The sequence below is a fragment of the Lysobacter sp. cf310 genome (assembly GCF_900114355.1).
Classification (GTDB): domain Bacteria; phylum Pseudomonadota; class Gammaproteobacteria; order Xanthomonadales; family Xanthomonadaceae; genus Lysobacter.
Genome location: NZ_FOSS01000007.1, coordinates 17,315 through 34,175 on the forward strand (window position 1 = coordinate 17,315; position 16,861 = coordinate 34,175).

Consider the following 16,861-nt stretch of genomic DNA (forward strand, 5'->3'; position numbering starts at 1 on the left):
AAAGCAAATCCTCCCCAACCCTCCTTTTCCAAAGGAGGGAGCTAAAAGCAAGAGAAAGTGACTCGGGTACGCAGCAGGCGGAAGCCTTTGACCTTCGGCCTGAAAAGACGAAAGCAAAGCAACAGCAAATCCTCCCCAACCCGCCCGGCCAGCAGGCACAGCCTGCCGGCGTTCGCAGGGATGACAACGTAGAGCGAGCGGAGCAACGGAGGATGGAGCCCGTTACCCAAGCAAGCTATTCAGCCGAACGCCAACCCCTGCGCCTTCGCCGCCGCGCGTATCGCCGCCCGCGCCGCCTCGACCGCCTCGTCCGGCGCCACCCGCCGCGCACGCCGGTCCAACGTGCAGTCCAACCCCCGTGCCAACAAAGTCGCATGCGCCGATAACAACGACGTCGCCGTCGCCTCGTCCAACACCCCCAGCACCTGCCCGATCCCGATCAAACCCGGCGTATCGCGCGGCGCCAACAAACCCGCATGCGTCTGCGCCTCGCGCAGCACCAGCGCCTGCAACAGAAACTCCAGATCGACCAGACCGCCCTCGCCCTGCTTGAGATCGAAGGCCGCCGCATCGCTGCGGTCGAGCTCGGCGCGCATGCGCAGGCGCATCGCGCTCACGTCCTCGCGGACCTTGCCCGGATCGCGCGCGTTGGCCAGCGTCTGCGCGCGCACCCGCTCGAAATCCTCGCGCAGCCCCGGATCGCCGGCGACGCTGCGCGCGCGCACCAGGGCCTGATGCTCCCAAGTCCAGGCGCGCTCGCGCTGGTAGTCGGCGAAGCTGGTCAGCGACGACACCAGCAGCCCTTTCGCGCCGTCCGGGCGCAGGCGCACGTCGACGTCGAACAAACGCCCCGCCGCGGTCACCGCGCCCAACAGCGCGACCACCTTCTGGGCCAGCCGCGCGAACCAGCGCACCGCGTCCAGCGGCCGCGCACCGTCGGACTGCAGGCCCTCGATGGCGACCGCGTCCGCGCGCGGCGCGTCGTACAGGAACACCAGGTCCAGATCGGAGCCGAAACCCAGCTCCTCGCCGCCCAGGCTGCCGTAGCCGAGCACCACGAAACGCGAGCCCGGCACGCGCCCGTGCGCGGCGGCGATATCGCGCTCGGCCAGCGCCAGCACGCGCAGCACCACGCCGTCGGCCAGCCAGGCCAGCTGGCGCGCGCTCTCCTCGGCCGATTGACGACCGTCGCGCAGCGCCAGCGCGATACGGAAGCTCAACGCCTGGCGCACCTCGTTCAAGGCCTGCAGGGTGGCTTCGGTATCGTCGCCCTCGTCGACCTCCTCGCAGGCGGCGATCAAGGCCAGGCGTCCGGGCAAGGGGCCGTCGACGCGCGCGTCCAGCAGTTCGTCCAACAGCAGCGGATACGCGGCCAGACGCTCGGCGAGCAGCGCGCTGCGGGTCACGGCCTCCAGCAGGCGCGACAGCGCGGCCGGTTGTTCGTCGAGCAGGGCCAGGTAGGCGCTGCGGCGCAGGATGTTGTGCAGCAGCGCGAGCAGGCGCTTCAAGGCCAGCATCGGCTGCGAGGACACCGCCGCGCCCTGCAGCAGCGCCGGCAGCACGCGATCCAGGCGCGCGCGCGCGCCGTCGGACAAGCCACGCACGCCGGGGCTGCGGGCGAGATCGCGCAGCAGAATGTCGGCCGCGGCCGCGTCCTCGAAGCCGGCGTCGGCCAGCACCTCGGCCGAACCCGCCTCGGGCAGGCCGCCCCAGTACACGGTCAGCGCGTTGGGCGCGACCACGCGCCGGCGCGGCGCGAGCAGGGCGTCGAATTCGGCGGTCACGCGCGCTCGGCGCAGATCGAGCTCGGCGCGCAGCGCGTCCCAATCCGCATAGCCCAGGCCCTGCGCGATCCGCAGCCTGTCGTCCCCGCCCTCCGGCAGGGCGTGGGTCTGCGCGTCGCGCAGCATCTGCAGGCGATTTTCCAGCCGGCGCAGATAGCGGTAGTCGTCGATCAGCGCCGCGCCCGCGGCCTCGCCGATCTGACGCTGGGCGATCAGCTCGCGCAACGCCGGCAGCAGGCGGCGGCCGCGCAACTCGGGCTCGCGGCCGCCGCGGATCAGTTGCAGGGCCTGGGCCAGGAACTCGATCTCGCGGATGCCGCCGGGACCGCGCTTGATGTCGTCGGCCAGTTCCTTGCGCGCGACCTCGGCGCTGATCGCGGCCTTCATCGCGCGCAGCCCGTCGAGCGCGCCGAAATCCAGGTAGCGCCGATACACGAACGGCCGCAACGCCTCCAGCAAACGCTCGCCGGCCTCGATATCGCCGGCCACCGGACGCGCCTTCTGCCAGGCGTAGCGTTCCCAATCGCGGCCTTCGCGCTGGAAGTACTGCTCCATCGCCGCGAACGACCAGGCCAGGCGACCGGCGTTGCCGTAGGGGCGCAGGCGCAGATCGACGCGGTGGCAGAAACCGTCGGCGGTAACTTCGTCGAGCAGGCGCGCGAGTTGCTGGCCGAGCTTGGCGAAGTAGTTCTCGGCGTCCAGCGCGCGTGCCGGATCGCGGCCGTCGTATTCGGTGCTGCCGTCGTGCTCGTAGGCGTAGACCAGGTCGACGTCGGAACTGAAATTGAGTTCGCCGCCGCCGAGCTTGCCCAGCCCGAACACCACCAGCCGCTGCAGGCGGCCGTCGCGGTCGCGGATCGCGCCGTAGCGCTGGGCGAACTCGGCCTCCAGCGCGTCCAGCGCGCGCTGCAGGCAGATCTCGGCCAGGGCGGTGCTGCCGGCCAGGGTGGCGTCGACCTCGTCCAGGCCCAGCGCGTCGCGCCAGATCAGGCGGGTCGAGCCGGCCGCGCGATAGCGACGCAGCAGGCTGCCCCAGTCGGCGCGCTGCTCGGGCCGCAACTCGGGCAAGGGCCAGGGCTCGGCACCGTCGTCGCCGGCCAGCGCGGCCAGCAAGGCGGGCTGACGCACCAGGGTGTCGATGGCGAAATCGCTGATCGCCGCGACCCGGGCCACGCGGCGGGCGAGCTCGGGATCGGACAGCGCGATGGCGCTTTCGGGCGCGGACGCGCGCAGGCGCGCAAGCGCGCGTTCGGTCGCGTCGGAGGGCATGGAGACGGATGCGGACATGCCGCGATGATGGCATGGCGATCGCGGCGTTCAGTACCGCGCAAACAGCGAACGCCCGCCGCGGCAGGCACGACGGGCGTTCGCATCGTCGCGACCGGTCACCATCGGTCGCGGCGCCCCTGCGCGGTGGCTGCTTAGCGCAGCGAATCGTCGGCGTTCACGCGCCCCTGGCCGAAGAACTCGTCGACGCCGTGCGTGCCCAGGTCGGCCGCGCCTTGCCTGAGCGCGTTCTCCACCCGCGACACCTGCAGATCGCCGCCGTTGGCGCCGATGATGAGCGCGGCGATGCCGGCTGCGTGCGGCGAGGCCATGCTGGTGCCGCCGGCCCAGGAGAAGCCGCCGGTGCTGTCGCTGAACACCAGGTCGAACACCCAGCACGGCCGCAACAGGCCGGCGACGGTGCAGTTCTCGTTGCCCGGATACACCGAGTCGCCGCCCGGCGCGGCGAAGTGGACCGTGTGCTTGCCGTAGTTGGTGTAGCTGGTCGGGATGTCGAGGTTGGTATTGAAGTTCAAGGCCCAGCCGATCGGCGCGGTCGCGGAGATGCCGACCACGCCTTCGACGCCGCCCGGGAACGACATCAGGCGGTTGCCGTCGGCATCGACCGCGCGATCGAAGTCGATCGCGTCGTTGCCGGTGGACGCGATCACGATGGTGTTGTTCTGACGCGCGTACAACACCGCTTTCTGCATCGCCTTGATCAGGTCCTTGGTGTCGGCGGCGATCGGCAGGCCGCCGGACACGCCCAGGCTCATGTTGATCACGTCGGCGCCGTTGTCGGTGGCGTAGAGGATGCCTTGCAGGATGCCGGCGAAGCTGCCGCTGCCGGTGAACTCGGACAGCACCTTGACCGCGAAGAACTTGGCCGAGGGCGCCACGCCGATGATGCCGATGCCGTTGTCGGCGGCCGCGATGGTGCCGGCGACGTGGGTGCCGTGGTTGAAGACCGGGAACGGACGCGTCGCGCACGCGCCCTCGCCGGGCACGAACGAGGCGTTGAGATTGATCAGAAGGTTGGGCACCAGGTCCGGATGCGTGCAGTCCACGCCCGAATCCAGCACCGCCACCACCGCGCCGACGCCGCGATAGCCGCGCGCCCACGCGTCGGTGGCACGGATCGCGGTGTGCCCCCACTGCAGGTCGAAGCGGGTGTCGTTGTCGCCGGTGTTGGGCGGACTGGCGGCGTTCTCGCCCAGGCTGAGCCCGCTCACCACGGTCGGCTGTTCGAACTGCAAGACCCGGTCGCGCGACGCCGATTCGATTTCGCCCAGTTGCAGCGCGCGCGCGGCGAAGCTGTCGTCGGCCTCGACGATCGCCACGCCGATCTGCGCATAGCGCGCCTTCACCTGACCGCCGGCGGCGGCGATCTTGGCGGCGAGGGCGGGACTGAAGTTCTGCGCTTTCGCCTGTACGACGTAAGTCGCCGCATGCGCATTGCCCGCAGCCAACGCGGCCGCGCATACCGCCAATGTCCAACGCTTCATAACCCCTTCTCCTGGATAAGAGTGACTTGCGTCACGGTCTTCCCCCATGCCGAAGCAGGGTAGGCCCATGCAGAAGGGGTCTCAAGGCACGGATTCGCGGCCGAAAACGGCCACCGACTGTCGCGCGGAGCCGGCACGACGCTTGCGGATGGGGTGCAGCGAACTAGCGGGCAATAAAAAAGCCCGCCCCGGTCGAACCGGTTGCGGGCCTGCTCCCTCCCCCACGTCGGGATGCGGGGCGATCGTGAAGGAAACGTTATCCCCTTTGCACGCTGCACTGCAAAACGATACCCGCCAGTTCAAAAAGCCCCGGGATTCAGGCAGTTACCTGAACAGGGGTCGGCCCCGGTCGGAACCGGGTCAGGCGCAGCTGGGCCAGGACCGCGCGCGCGGCGGTTTCGCCCGATTCGCAACCGCCTTCCATGAAGCCCTGGGTGTCCAGCGCGCAATGCTCGCCAGCGAAATGCAGGCCGCCGACCGACTCGCCCATGGCCCCGCGCAGCCCGGTCCAGTCGCCGGGGCGCAGGCAGGCGTAACTGCCCAGGGTCCAGGGATGGCTGGGCCAGTGGAAGCGCGCTTCGCGCTGGCCGGCGCGCGCCTGCGCCAGGCCCGGAAACACTCGATCCAGCGCCGCCGTCGCGGCCTGCGCCTGTTCGCGCGGGGTGCCCCGGCCCAGGTCGACGCCGTGCTGGCCGCCGGTGAAGTTGGTCAGCACGCCGCCGCGGCCGGCCTGCTTGCGCGAGGTTTCCCAACTGGTCTGGTAGCTCAGGTCGCTCATCGAGGCGCCGTTGCCGCCGTGCTCGCGCCAGACCCGGCGGTCGTAGCCGATCATCAGCTTGGCGTTGCTGCCATAGGCGAGAGTGTCGATCGCGCGGCGCTTGACCGGCGGCAGCTCGGCCTCGATCGCGACCTGACGCAGCAGGGTGAACGGCAGCGCCAGCACCACCTGCCTGGCCGCCACCTGGCGCGAACCGGCGCCGGCGCGGAACGACAGCGTGTAGCCGCCGCCCGCCTGCGCGCGCACCGATTCCAGCACCTGCCCGGTCTCGACCGCGTCCTCGAGCTTGCCGCCCAGGCGCTGCACGATCAGGTCGTTGCCGCCGCGCACGTGGAAGCGCTCGTCGCTTTCGCCGAACACCGCGAAGGCGTCGTCGTCGGTGCCGATGAAGGTCAGCAGGTTCAAGGCCGACTGCTGTTCGATCGCCAGTCCCATTTCGGTGGTGTAGGCCACATCGATCAGCTTGCGCAGCCAGCCGCCGACCTGGTTGGCGTCCAGCCATTGGGCGATCGACAGCGCATCCAGCGCCTGCGCGCCCTGGCCGTCGCGATAGGTGATGTCACCGTCGCCCAGGTCCGACAGGTCGCGCTCGATCAGGGCCGCGACCGGCACGAAGGCCGCGACCAGTTCGCGCTCGCCGATGCGGCGGCCGTCGAAGTACCAGACGTCGGCGTCGCTGTCGCCTTCGAGCAGGTCGTCCAGGACCAGGCCGAGTTCGCCGGCGAGCGCGCGGATGCGCGCATGGTTGCTGTCGATCAGCTCCCCGCCCAGCTCGATCACCTGGCCGTCGGAGAAATGATCGCGCAGGCTCAGCATGCGCCCGCCGACCCGGCCCTGGGCCTCGAACACGCGCACCCGCACGCCGGCCTGGCGCAGCCGCCAGGCCGCGGTGAGGCCGGCGATGCCGGCGCCCACCACCACCACTTCCTGGTCCGGCGGCAGCAGCGCGCGCGGCGGCGCCTGCGCGCAACCGGCCAGCACCAGGCCGGCGCCCGCGCCCTGCAGCAGGCGGCGCCGGCGCAGGTCGGTGCGGCGTTCCTCGGCGTAGGCCTGCAGCTCGTCCAGGGGCTGGCGCGCATGCAGGGACGCGCGCGCGATCCGCGCCGCGCGGCGCAACAAGGAGTACAGGGGCGTGCGGGCCATACGCGCTTCCTAGTCGGGTTCTGCACTGGCAACGCAGGCCGGATCGCGTTCAGGCCAGGGACGGTTTCGGCTGTCCTGCGCGACACGGTTCTGTCGTTGTTAGGGGTCAACGCATGTTCTATAACTGGGAAGTCCCCAGCGTCCAAGGAGGAGACGCCATGCCGCCGCCCCGCAGCACTTCCCCCTTCGCTTCCCTACGCACCTGGTGCGCGCTGCCGTTGAGCAGCCTCGCCCTGGCCGCCTGCGCGCATGTGTCGCACGGCGAGCCCACAGAAAAGACGTCCATCAAGGAGGAATCCATGACCACCACCACCCAGCTCACCGCCGACGACATCAGCCGGCGCGTGCTGAAGCTGATCGAGGGGCTCAAGTCCAGCGATCAGCTCACCCCCGAATACGTGGAGCAACAGACCGGCCTGGCGATCCAGCGCGCGGCCGGCCGCGCCGATTCGTTCGGCACCGGCGCCCAGCTGACCCCGGACTGGGCCTACAACCTGTACGTGACCAAGCCCGACGGCGCCGACAAGAACAAGCTGATCTTCGACTTCTCGCGCACCGGCGAGGGCAACGCGCCGATGAGCGCGATCTGCGGCGTCGACTTCAAGCAGTACGCCGAGGCGCTCAAGGGCATGGGCTTCCAGGACAGCGTCAGCTACGGCGAACACGGCCGGGTCGACCACTACCGGTTCCAGCGTCCGACGCTGTCGCTGGAGGTCTATATCGAGGGCGAATCCAGCGAAACGCCGGAGAAGACCACCCACCACTGCGTGAAGATGATCACGGTCGAGTAAGGGAAGGATCCCGTCATGCCTATCAGTGCAGATCTGCAGAAACTCATCGACGATTTCGGCAAGCAGTCCGGCGTCAGCGCCGAAGCCGTCACCAACCTCACCGCCACGATCAACGGCTCGCCGGCCCTGATGGCGCAGCTCAACGACGTCGTCACCAAGGGCCACCTGAAGGGCTTCGCCGCGCTGACCGACCCGCACGCCGGCGGCGCCTATCGCAGCGGCGACCAGACCATGCTGCTGCCGATCAAGGGCCTGGAGAACGCGCCCGGCGGCAGCTACAACGCCGGCAACATGACCTTCGTCCTCGGCCACGAAGTGCAGCACGGCTACTTCCGCACCGATCGCGCCACCGCCCTGTCGACCTTCGCCACCGAAGCCACGGCGATGGCCAAGAGCCCGGCCTCGGTGCACGACTACACCACGATCGTCGGCAAGATGATCCAGACCAACCGCGACGACGAGGCCAAGGCCCACATCGCCGGCTGGAACGCCCTGGTCGGCAACGTGCGTCAGGCCAAGCCCACCGCCACGCTCGAGGACGTCTACCTGAAGTCGCCCGGCCGCGCCGGAGACTTCATCAACCGCAGCGGCACCGCGCCCAACTTCACCTACGCGATGAAGCCCGACCTCACCGTCGGCGCCGACCTGTCGATGGCGCAAAGCGCCGACAACATCAAGGCGATGGGCAAGTACTACTTCGACATGCCCGGCTCGCAGGCGCGTCTGGGCCACAACGGCAATTCCGACTACGCCAACTACTACGGCGCCAGCTACGTCAGCTACATCAGCCAGCTCGAGCACGCGCACGGTAAGACCGCCGACGGCAGCAAGCCGGCGGTGCATCTGAACATGACCCAGCTCAAGCTCAACGAGAGCCTGATGGAGCAGAACGGCATCGACCTGGGCGCGAACTCGGCCGGGCGCCAGGCCTACGTCGACATCAGCACCAGCACGCCCAAGCCGGGTCACTTCGACCACACCAAGACCACCCACACGGCGGTGCCGATCAACTCGCCGCTGGAGAAGCTGCTGGAGGACACGCATTCGCACATCCGCGTCGATCCGCGCAGCGCCGAGCATGCCGACCACAAGCTGTTCACCGGCATCCGCGACAAGGTCGAAGGCGAATTCGCGCGCCACGGCCGCAGCATGTCCGAGGGCGAGCTCGACCGCATCGCCGCCGGCATGACCGTGGAAGGCAAGCGCAACGGCATCACCAGCCCCGACCACGTCGCCCTCAGCGTCGACCCGGTGACCAAGGAAGTCGGCAAGACCGCGTTCCTGGTCCAGGGCGGGCTCAGCGATCCGGCGCACGTGCGCGTGGGCGTGCCCACCGACAAGGCGCCCTCGGCCGAGGAGTCCTTCCGCCAGCTCGACGCGCTCAACCAGGGCCAGACCCCGGCCCAGCCGGCGCCGCTGAAGGAACAGCGCCAGGCGCAGTCGATGTAAGACGCACGACCGTCCGTCGGTGCCACGGCATCGGCGGTCGGCGCGGCGGGGACGCGCTTGCCCGCGTTCCCGGCGCTTAGCCAGCGCCCCTGCGTCGCACGCGCGCGCCGCGCCTGCGCGTAAGTAAGCCGCGGATTCCACGATTGCGGCCCGCGCGCTCGCGCCGATTGCGGCAACGCAGCACGCCTGCGCACGCAAGCGCGTCGCCCACACGCGCCAGTGCGCGCGTTCACGGCCGGCGATATGCTCGGATGGCACATCCACTCCACTCCGCCATCAGGAGCACCGACGCATGGAACGCCCCCCCCTGGACTTGAATCCGGGTCTCCACCGCGCGCGGCGCACGCCCGCCGCCGCCCTGCCCCTGCTGTGCCTGCTTGCGTTCGCGCCCATCGCGGCGGCGCAGGACGCCGCGCCGGACGAACGCGATCTGGATCAACCGGTAATGGCGCGCATGCTGCGCTCCGGCGACGCCGCCAAACCGCTGCTGAGCCTCACGCCCAAGGGAGCGCAGCCGCTGGACACCCACGAGGCCCAGCTGGACCTGCGCATCGTCTATACCCGTTCGCGGATCTGGAACCCGGAGAGCCAGCGCTACGACGAGGTCAACCTGCGCTCCTACCAGAGCCCGGGCACCCATCCGGACGTGCCTTTCGTGGCGCCGACCATCGTGACCTCGCCCGGCGAGACCGTGCGCATCCGCCTGGACAACAGCCTGCCCGAGCAGAAGGACTGCGCGCACGACGACATCAACATCCCGCACTGCTTCAACTCCACCAACCTGCATTCGCACGGCCTGTGGGTCAGCCCCACCGGCAACAGCGACAACGTATTGCTGACGCTGCGCCCGGGCGTGAAGTTCGAGTACGAATACAACCTGCCCGCCGATCATCCGTCCGGCACCTACTGGTATCACCCGCATCTGCACGGCTCGACCGCGCTGCAGGTGTCCAGCGGCATGGCCGGCGCGCTGCTGGTGCGCGGCAACCGCCTGCCCGCGCCGGGCCGCACCGGCGATCTCGACACCCTGTTGCGCGACCCCGACGGCAACGCCCTGCCCGAGCGTGTGCTGTTGTTCCAGCAGGTCGCCTACGCCTGTCGCGACAAGGCCACCGGCAAGATCAAGGTGCGCAAGAACGATGCCGGCGAAACCGTGGCCTGGGTCTGCGACCCGGGCGATGTCGGCGAGATAGAAGGTTACGACCAGTTCGGCTTCGAGCCCGGCGCCAAGATCGACACCTGGGTGCAGTCCGGCCGCCACACCAGCATCAACGGCGACGTGCTGCCGACTTTCACCGGCCTGGTCGCCGGCCGCATCGAGCGCTGGCGCCTGTTGCACGCGGGCGTGCGCGACACCATCAACCTGCAGCTGCGCGAGCTGCGTGCCAACCCCAGCAGCCTGGAAGGCCTGTCCGGCACCGCGCTGGACAACTGGGTCGCGCGCAACTGCACCGGTCCGGTGGTGACGCAGTTCGAAGTCGCGGCCGACGGCCTCAGCCATGCGCGCGCGATCGAGAAGGCCGAGAACGTGCTGCAGCCGGGCTACCGCAGCGACGCCCTGGTGGTGTTCCCCAAGGCCGGCCAGTACTGCGTGATCGACGCCGCCGCGCCGGCCTCGGCCAGCATCCTCAACGCCGCCGAGGACCGCCAGTTGCTGGGCGTGGCAACCGTGGCCGCCGGCAGCGGCGCGCCGATCGCGCAGTTGGCGCCCTACGTGACCGATCGCCTGGTCGCGTCCGCCGAAACCCAGATGCCCGCCGACCTGCGCGCCGGCATCGTCGCCGCGCTGCGCGACGGCCTGCGCCTGGACGCGTTCGTGCCGCACCCGGACATCGGCGACGGCGAACTCACCGGCAAGCAGGACCTGGTGTTCAACATCGACGGCAGCCGGATCCCGAATGTGTACATGGTCGACGGCTACCCTTACGACCCCAGCAAGTCGCGCGACCTGATCCTGGGCAACGTCGAGGAATGGGAGCTGCGCTCGGAACTCGGCGGCCATCCCTTCCACATCCACGTCAATCCGTTCCAGGTCTCGCGCATCCTCGATCCGCAGGGCAAGGACGTCAGCGTCAGCGGCGAGAAGAACGATCCGCAGTACGCCAACACCAAGGGCACCTGGAAGGACACCCTGTTCGTGAAGAAGGGCTATCGCGTGTTCGTGCGCACGCGCTATCAACGCTACATCGGCGAGTACGTCCTGCATTGCCACATCCTCGAGCACGAGGACCAGGGCATGATGCAGAACGTGCGCGTGCTGGTGCCGGACGGCAAGGGCGGCGGGATCGACAGCAGCCGGCATCATTGAAGCCGAGCGGCGCGGAGTGCGGTGACCACCGCACCGTCGCGCAGGCAGGGCGGACCGCGATGATGCGGTTCGCCTTCGGCTCACCGCATCCTACGAAAGTGACGCGCTGCTTTCGACGCAAGCCGTAGGGTGCGATGACAACCGCAGCGGCGCGGGGTCCGGTTCGCGCGATTTTGACCTGCGCCGGCTCAGCGCTTTTCGTGCGCGCGCTCGTCCTCGCGCAGGATCCGGCGCAGTTCGATGATCGCCTGCGGGGTCTCCTGCACGCTGTGGCCGGAGGTGATCGCGACTTCCGAGACCGCGCCATCTAGGTGCGCGCTGGCGTAAGGCACGTAGCCGTCGCTGGACTGCGCCAGCGGCATGGCCGGGTCCTTGCGGCCGACGATGGTGTGGAACGGCAGGCCCGCTTCCATCGGCACGCTCTCGGTCACGTGCATGAACCACGAGCTCGGGCTGAGATCGTCGGGACCGGTCGGCGGCCGGCCCTTGCGGAAACCGATCTTCTGCAGCGCCTGCTCGTCGACGTCGGCGCGCTGCGCCAGCTCGGCGGTTTCGCGCAGCACCTCGAACGGCAGCCCGATCAACTTGCGCACCATGCGCAGGGCCCAGCCGTCGGCCACGCCCGCGCCGCGATGCGGCGCCGCCATGAACACCACGCGCCCGACCTGCGGCATCGGCGCGAACACGGTCAGGCCGCGCACCAGCGGCTCCTGGCGCAGGCGCGCGATCTGCTCGGGCGAGAACGAAGCCAGGCTGGCGTCGAGCACGCGCTCGCCGCTGTCGCTGACCAGCAGGCGCGCGATCACCCCGCCCATGCTGTGGCCGACCAGCACCGCGTCGCGGCTGGCGGCATCGTTGCCGTCCGGGTCGTAGTGGCGGAAGGTGGCCTGCAGCGCGGCGTCGATCGATTGCCGGCTCGCGAGCAGGCCCAGGTTGGTCGGATAGAAGACCTGCCAGACCTGGTACTGGTCGCGCAGTTCGTCGTCGCCCAGCAATTCGTTGGCCAGATTGACCCAGGCCTCGGGACTGCTGGCCAGGCCATGCACCAGGATGATCACGCGCTTGTCGGGATCGTAAGGTTGGTTGAGATACACGCGCGGCTTGAACACCGTGCTCTGGCGCGGCTTGAGCAAGCTGGCCAGGCTCAGCTTGGCCAAGTCCGAACGCGCCAGCCACACGCCGTAGGCGGCCGAGAAATTCGCCGCCAGCGGCACGGTGCGCCCGGCGATGGTTTCGCTGTCGATCCGATACGGGTTGTACGCGTCCACGCGCAACTGCCGGCTGGCCAGCACCGCATCCAGGCTGTCGCCCGGGAAGCGCATGGTCACGGTCACCGGCAGGTAGCGGGTGTCGCGATAGGCGACCTGGGCCTGGTCGGGGTCGCGCTGCGGACGCGGGTACACCGCGACCAGGCTGGAGCCGAAACCGTCGCGGCGATACACCGCGCGCAGGTTGTCGAAGCCCAAAGTGTCGGAGGCCAACAGTTCGTCGGGCTGGGTGCCGAGCTGGCTGGCTTCGAAGCCGTGCAGGACCACCGTGGTTTCCAGCTCGCCGACCCGCACCGGCGAACTGCCGACGCCGCCCTGGGCGCGGCTGGCCTCGAAGGTAGCCTGGGCCAGCAGCTCGACCGCGCGGTTGTAGATCGCCAGCACGCGCTGCTGGCGCGATTCGAACACGCGCTGCTCGGGCGTGCGCGGGGTCAGGAACAGATAGGCGTAGGACCAGCGCGCGGCATCGGCGGCGAGCTGGGTGCGCAGCGGCGCGTCGGCGGCCTGCGCCTGCTTGTCCGATTGCAGGCGCGCCAGGTGCAGTTCGGCCGCCGTGGCCAGCCAGGCCTCCACCGGCACCGCATCGCGCAGCTGCTGCACGCAGGGCGCCGGATCGCGCGTGCAGGCATCGCTGTCCAGACCGGCCGCCGCCAGGGTGGTGGCCGTATCGGTGCTGAGCTTGCCGCTGCTGAGCACGTCGGCGCGACGCGCGATCGCGGCGTCGTCGGCCTTGTGCTGCTTGACCGAGACCACCGCGCAGCCGCTGAGCAGCAGCCAGGCCAGGGCGAGCACGAACGTCTGGGGGAACCGCCGGCTGGATCGCATCCCGCCTCCGTTGCTGGATCAGGCCGCCATTGTCCGCTTATGCGAGGGCGGCGGTAAACGCGCATGCCGCCCATCGGCTACCGAAGCGCGTGGGTCCAAGCCAGCCGGGAAGCACCGGTGGGACCGCCCGGCCTTCACGTAGACTCCGCCAACGATCTTGCTGCGCACACGGAGGGGGGCCTGCCATGCACACGCCAGAAGCGTCCGGGGAACCGGAACCGTATTACCAGTACATCGACTACATCCATTTAGGCGCCTTCGTGGCGCGCTTCGTCGTGCAACGCCTGGTCGACGGCCAAGTGATCAGCCAGACCCGGTTGCTCGGCCGCATGACGCACCATCGGGGCCAACGAATCGATTTGACCACGCTGCATTTCCATGGCCAACGCTTGAACGTCGGCGACCACGTGCGCCTGCGCATCGGCGCGGTCGGTGGCGTGCGACGCAGCGGGCCTTCGGTGGCGTATGCGCCCAACCGCGAGGCCGCCCGTTTCGAAGTGCGCGGCACGACCTTGGCGTTTACGATCCGCCAACACTAGCTCAGGCGCCTTCCTACGCACGGAGCCGAAGCTATGCATCCCTGTGGAGACCGGCGTTCGAGCCGACGATCGGGCATAGGGGCATCGTCGACAGCGCGGCGTTCATGCCGCGCTTCGTCATCCAGCGTCTGGTCGACGGTCGGCTGATCAACCAGACCAACAGCCTGGGCCGCCGGTCGACGGGACGAAATCGCCGCATCGATCACCTGACCACGCTGCGCTTGCGTGGGAGCCCCTGCGAGTAAGGCGACCGCGCGCGCCTGCGCATGAGCGCGACCCGTGAGGATGCCCGCGCAAGGCGTATCGCCCGACCCGGTCGCGTTGCCTTCGTAACGCGCAAAAAAAAACCCCGCCTCGCGGCGGGGTTTTTTCGTTTCGCGCGAACGGCGAACGGCTGGATCAGAAATCCATACCGCCCATGCCGCCCATGCCGCCGCCGCCCGGCATCGCCGGCTCGTCCTTCTTCGGCAGCTCGGCGACCATCGCCTCGGTCGTGATCATCAGACCGGCGATCGAAGCCGCGTTCTGCAGCGCGGTGCGGGTGACCTTGGTCGGGTCCAGGATGCCGAACTCGAGCATGTCGCCGTACTCGCCGTTGGCGGCGTTGTAACCGAACGCGCCCGAACCTTCCTGCACCTTGTTGAGGATGACGGAGGGCTCTTCGCCTGCGTTGGTGACGATCTCGCGCAGCGGGGCTTCCATCGCGCGCAGGGCGATCTGGATGCCGTGGTTCTGGTCTTCGTTGGCGCCCTTCAGGCCCGCGATCGCGGCCTTGGCGCGCAGCAGCGCGACGCCGCCGCCCGGGACGATGCCTTCTTCCACGGCAGCGCGGGTGGCGTGCAGCGCGTCTTCCACGCGTGCCTTCTTTTCCTTCATCTCGATCTCGGTCGAAGCGCCGACCTTGATCACCGCAACGCCGCCGGCCAGCTTGGCCACGCGCTCCTGCAGCTTCTCGCGGTCGTAGTCCGACGAGGTCTCTTCGATCTGGGCCTTGATCTGCTTGATGCGGGCCTGGATCGAATCGCCGTCGCCGGCGCCGTCGATGATGGTGGTGTTCTCCTTGGAGACCTGCACCTTCTTGGCGCGGCCCAGATCCTTGATCGTGGCCTTCTCGAGCTGCAGGCCGACTTCCTCGGAGATCACGGTGCCGCCGGTCAGCACGGCCATGTCTTCCAGCATCGCCTTGCGACGGTCGCCGAAGCCCGGGGCCTTGACGGCGCAGACCTTGACGATGCCGCGGATGGTGTTGACCACCAGGGTCGCCAGCGCTTCGCCTTCGACTTCCTCGGCGACGATCAGCAGCGGCTTACCGGCCTTGGCGACGCCTTCCAGCACCGGCAGCAGGTCGCGCACGTTGGAGATCTTCTTGTCGTACAGCAGCACGAACGGGTCGTCCAGCTCGGCCGACATCGACTGCTGGTTGTTGATGAAGTACGGCGACAGGTAGCCGCGGTCGAACTGCATGCCCTCGACGACGTCGAGCTCGTTCTCCAGGCCCGAGCCGTCTTCCACGGTGATCACGCCTTCCTTGCCGACCTTGTCCATCGCCTGGGCGATCAGGTCGCCGATGTCGGCGTCGGAGTTGGCCGAGATCGCGCCGACCTGGGCGATTTCCTTGCTCGTCGACGACGGCTTGGAGATCTTCTTCAGCTCTTCGACGGCGCCGACCACGGCCTTGTCGATGCCGCGCTTGAGGTCCATCGGGTTCATGCCGGCGGCGACCGCCTTCATGCCCTCGCGGATCAGCGCCTGGGCCAGCACGGTCGCGGTGGTGGTGCCGTCGCCGGCGTTGTCGGAGGTCTTGGAAGCGACTTCCTTCACCATCTGCGCGCCCATGTTCTCGAACTTGTCGGCCAGCTCGATCTCCTTGGCGACGGACACGCCGTCCTTGGTGATCGTCGGCGCGCCGAAGCTCTTCTCGAGCACGACGTTGCGGCCCTTCGGACCGAGGGTGGCCTTGACGGCATTGGCGAGCACGTTGACGCCGCGCACCATCTTGGCGCGAGCGTCCTCACCGAAACGAATTTCTTTGGCAGCCATGATTTGAAACTCCGGAATTTGGTATGGGGATTCGGGATTGCTTAAGAGCGAAGACGGGATGCCGGGGCGGGCGGGACACGCAGCGCAAGCGCATGCGGATCCGCGCGGCCGGGATCGCGGCTCTTAGCCGACGATCGCGAGGACGTCGTCTTCCTTGAGGATCTTGTATTCGATGCCGTCCTGCTTATAGGAGCTGCCCGAGTACTGGCCGTAGATGACCTTGTCGCCGACCTTGAGCTTCGGCGCGCGCAGGCTGCCGTTGTCCAGGGCCTTGCCTTCGCCAACGGCGACGACTTCGCCCTTGGTCGACTTTTCCTTGGCGGCGTCGGGGATGATGATGCCGCCGGCGGAGACTTCGTCGGCTTCGATCGGCTTGACCACAACGCGGTCGTAAAGCGGCTTGAGATTCATGGCGACCTCTGTAAGTGACTGAATGGGTGGAGAAAGGGCGAGAATTTTAGCAGTCGCCCCGGCGGAGTGCCAATGCCGGGGACAAAAAACGCCCGGCGAACCGGGATAGCCAGGAGATGGGGCGGCGGCGGGGCTTTTCAAGCGCCGGCGCGCGACTGGCCGCCAGGCGGTAGGGTCGCGCCGCCTCCGGACGGCGGCGGAAGCCCCTCATGCTGGAGCGGCGGCAGCGGCGGCATCCCTCCCCGCTGGAGCGGCGGCGTTGGCAGCCCCTCCCTGCCGGAGCGGCGGTGGTGGCGGCAGTCCCTCCCTGCCGGAGCGGCGTGGCAGCAGTCCCTCCCTGTAGGAGCGGCGCAAGCCGCGACCGCGTCGCAGCCGAAGTCGCGCGGTCGCGGCTTGCGCCGCTCCTACCCGAAGCAGGCGCCACGCCACCCAGGCACGCAGCCGCCCCTGGACCCGGACGCGTCGAATGCGTCGCCCGCAAACGCATCTGTCCGTGTGGAAGCGGCGCAAGCCGCGACCGCGTCGTAGCCGAAGTCGCGCGGTCGCGGCTTGCGCCGCTCCTACCCAAAGCAGGCGCCACGCCAGCCAGGCACGCAGCCGCTCCTGGACCCGGACGCGTCGAATCCGTCGCCCGCAAACGCATCCGTCCGTGTGGGAGCGGCGCAAGCCGCGACCACGTCGCAGCCGGAGTCGCGCGGTCGCGGCTCACGCCGCTCCTACCCCAAAGCGGGCGGGATCGCGGTCAAGCTATGGA

Annotated in this window: 11 protein-coding genes; 5 read left to right on the forward strand and 6 right to left on the reverse strand. The window is 69.1% G+C overall.

What is annotated here, in order from left to right; genetic code table 11:
• Nucleotides 1-239 precede the first annotated feature (239 nt).
• From glnE to BMZ45_RS19885, 3 genes are all read right to left on the reverse strand, one after another.
• The gene (gene glnE / locus BMZ45_RS19875) at nucleotides 240-3,071 is read right to left on the reverse strand and encodes a bifunctional [glutamate--ammonia ligase]-adenylyl-L-tyrosine phosphorylase/[glutamate--ammonia-ligase] adenylyltransferase (RefSeq protein ID WP_091638266.1); all 2,832 of its coding nucleotides are present in this window, start codon (nucleotides 3,069-3,071) and stop codon (nucleotides 240-242) included.
• Between the two features lie 134 nt (nucleotides 3,072-3,205).
• The gene (locus BMZ45_RS19880; protein ID WP_175489171.1) at nucleotides 3,206-4,555 is read right to left on the reverse strand and encodes a S8 family serine peptidase; all 1,350 of its coding nucleotides are present in this window, start codon (nucleotides 4,553-4,555) and stop codon (nucleotides 3,206-3,208) included.
• A gap of 316 nt (nucleotides 4,556-4,871) precedes the next feature.
• Complete coding sequence (locus tag BMZ45_RS19885) at nucleotides 4,872-6,476, reverse strand: flavin monoamine oxidase family protein (protein WP_091638268.1); 1,605 nt, start codon at nucleotides 6,474-6,476, stop codon at nucleotides 4,872-4,874.
• Nucleotides 6,477-6,775: 299 nt separating this feature from the next.
• Here BMZ45_RS19885 and BMZ45_RS19890 point away from each other — a divergent pair, with 299 nt between their 5' ends.
• From BMZ45_RS19890 to BMZ45_RS19900, 3 genes are all read left to right on the forward strand, one after another.
• Nucleotides 6,776-7,267 (forward strand): hypothetical protein, encoded by a 492-nt coding sequence (locus BMZ45_RS19890; protein ID WP_139215600.1) that lies wholly within the window; start codon nucleotides 6,776-6,778, stop codon nucleotides 7,265-7,267.
• 15 nt (nucleotides 7,268-7,282) lie between these two features.
• Nucleotides 7,283-8,716, forward strand: coding sequence for an XVIPCD domain-containing protein (locus BMZ45_RS19895; RefSeq protein WP_091638270.1), 1,434 nt, complete (start codon nucleotides 7,283-7,285; stop codon nucleotides 8,714-8,716).
• A 292-nt stretch (nucleotides 8,717-9,008) separates the two neighbouring features.
• On the forward strand, nucleotides 9,009-11,024 hold the full coding sequence (locus BMZ45_RS19900) for a multicopper oxidase family protein (RefSeq protein WP_091638271.1): 2,016 nt from the start codon (nucleotides 9,009-9,011) through the stop codon (nucleotides 11,022-11,024).
• Nucleotides 11,025-11,212: 188 nt separating this feature from the next.
• Here the strand turns inward: BMZ45_RS19900 and BMZ45_RS19905 are convergent, their stop codons facing one another.
• Nucleotides 11,213-13,117 carry an esterase/lipase family protein gene (locus BMZ45_RS19905; protein ID WP_091638272.1) on the reverse strand — a complete coding sequence of 635 codons (1,905 nt, stop codon included), beginning with the start codon at nucleotides 13,115-13,117 and terminating at the stop codon, nucleotides 11,213-11,215.
• Nucleotides 13,118-13,302: 185 nt separating this feature from the next.
• Here BMZ45_RS19905 and BMZ45_RS19910 point away from each other — a divergent pair, with 185 nt between their 5' ends.
• Together BMZ45_RS19910 and BMZ45_RS21755 are read left to right on the forward strand one after the other, a co-directional pair.
• Nucleotides 13,303-13,656, forward strand: coding sequence for a hypothetical protein (locus tag BMZ45_RS19910; RefSeq protein WP_091638273.1), 354 nt, complete (start codon nucleotides 13,303-13,305; stop codon nucleotides 13,654-13,656).
• 104 nt (nucleotides 13,657-13,760) lie between these two features.
• A complete protein-coding gene (locus BMZ45_RS21755) occupies nucleotides 13,761-13,901 on the forward strand; it encodes a hypothetical protein (RefSeq protein WP_175489172.1) in 141 nt (46 codons plus the stop codon).
• Between the two features lie 154 nt (nucleotides 13,902-14,055).
• On the opposite strand, the gene groL is transcribed toward BMZ45_RS21755, so the two are convergent.
• Together groL and BMZ45_RS19920 are read right to left on the reverse strand one after the other, a co-directional pair.
• The gene (groL, locus tag BMZ45_RS19915) at nucleotides 14,056-15,696 is read right to left on the reverse strand and encodes a chaperonin GroEL (protein ID WP_091638274.1); all 1,641 of its coding nucleotides are present in this window, start codon (nucleotides 15,694-15,696) and stop codon (nucleotides 14,056-14,058) included.
• A 123-nt stretch (nucleotides 15,697-15,819) separates the two neighbouring features.
• Nucleotides 15,820-16,107: a co-chaperone GroES gene (locus tag BMZ45_RS19920; RefSeq protein ID WP_056180300.1), complete on the reverse strand. Its 288-nt coding sequence runs from the start codon at nucleotides 16,105-16,107 to the stop codon at nucleotides 15,820-15,822.
• Nucleotides 16,108-16,861: the final 754 nt, after the last annotated feature.

Bases quoted from the DNA above. Each gene is read 5' to 3' on its own strand.
- BMZ45_RS19905 (WP_091638272.1), bottom strand. From the start codon at position 13,117: ATGCGATCCAGCCGGCGGTTCCCCCAGACGTTCGTGCTCGCCCTGGCC.
- BMZ45_RS21755 (WP_175489172.1), top strand. From the start codon at position 13,761: ATGCCGCGCTTCGTCATCCAGCGTCTGGTCGACGGTCGGCTGATCAAC.
- BMZ45_RS19880 (WP_175489171.1), bottom strand. From the start codon at position 4,555: ATGAAGCGTTGGACATTGGCGGTATGCGCGGCCGCGTTGGCTGCGGGC.
- BMZ45_RS19920 (WP_056180300.1), bottom strand. From the start codon at position 16,107: ATGAATCTCAAGCCGCTTTACGACCGCGTTGTGGTCAAGCCGATCGAA.
- BMZ45_RS19890 (WP_139215600.1), top strand. From the start codon at position 6,776: ATGACCACCACCACCCAGCTCACCGCCGACGACATCAGCCGGCGCGTG.
- BMZ45_RS19895 (WP_091638270.1), top strand. From the start codon at position 7,283: ATGCCTATCAGTGCAGATCTGCAGAAACTCATCGACGATTTCGGCAAG.
- BMZ45_RS19900 (WP_091638271.1), top strand. From the start codon at position 9,009: ATGGAACGCCCCCCCCTGGACTTGAATCCGGGTCTCCACCGCGCGCGG.
- groL (WP_091638274.1), bottom strand. From the start codon at position 15,696: ATGGCTGCCAAAGAAATTCGTTTCGGTGAGGACGCTCGCGCCAAGATG.
- BMZ45_RS19885 (WP_091638268.1), bottom strand. From the start codon at position 6,476: ATGGCCCGCACGCCCCTGTACTCCTTGTTGCGCCGCGCGGCGCGGATC.
- BMZ45_RS19910 (WP_091638273.1), top strand. From the start codon at position 13,303: ATGCACACGCCAGAAGCGTCCGGGGAACCGGAACCGTATTACCAGTAC.
- glnE (WP_091638266.1), bottom strand. From the start codon at position 3,071: ATGTCCGCATCCGTCTCCATGCCCTCCGACGCGACCGAACGCGCGCTT.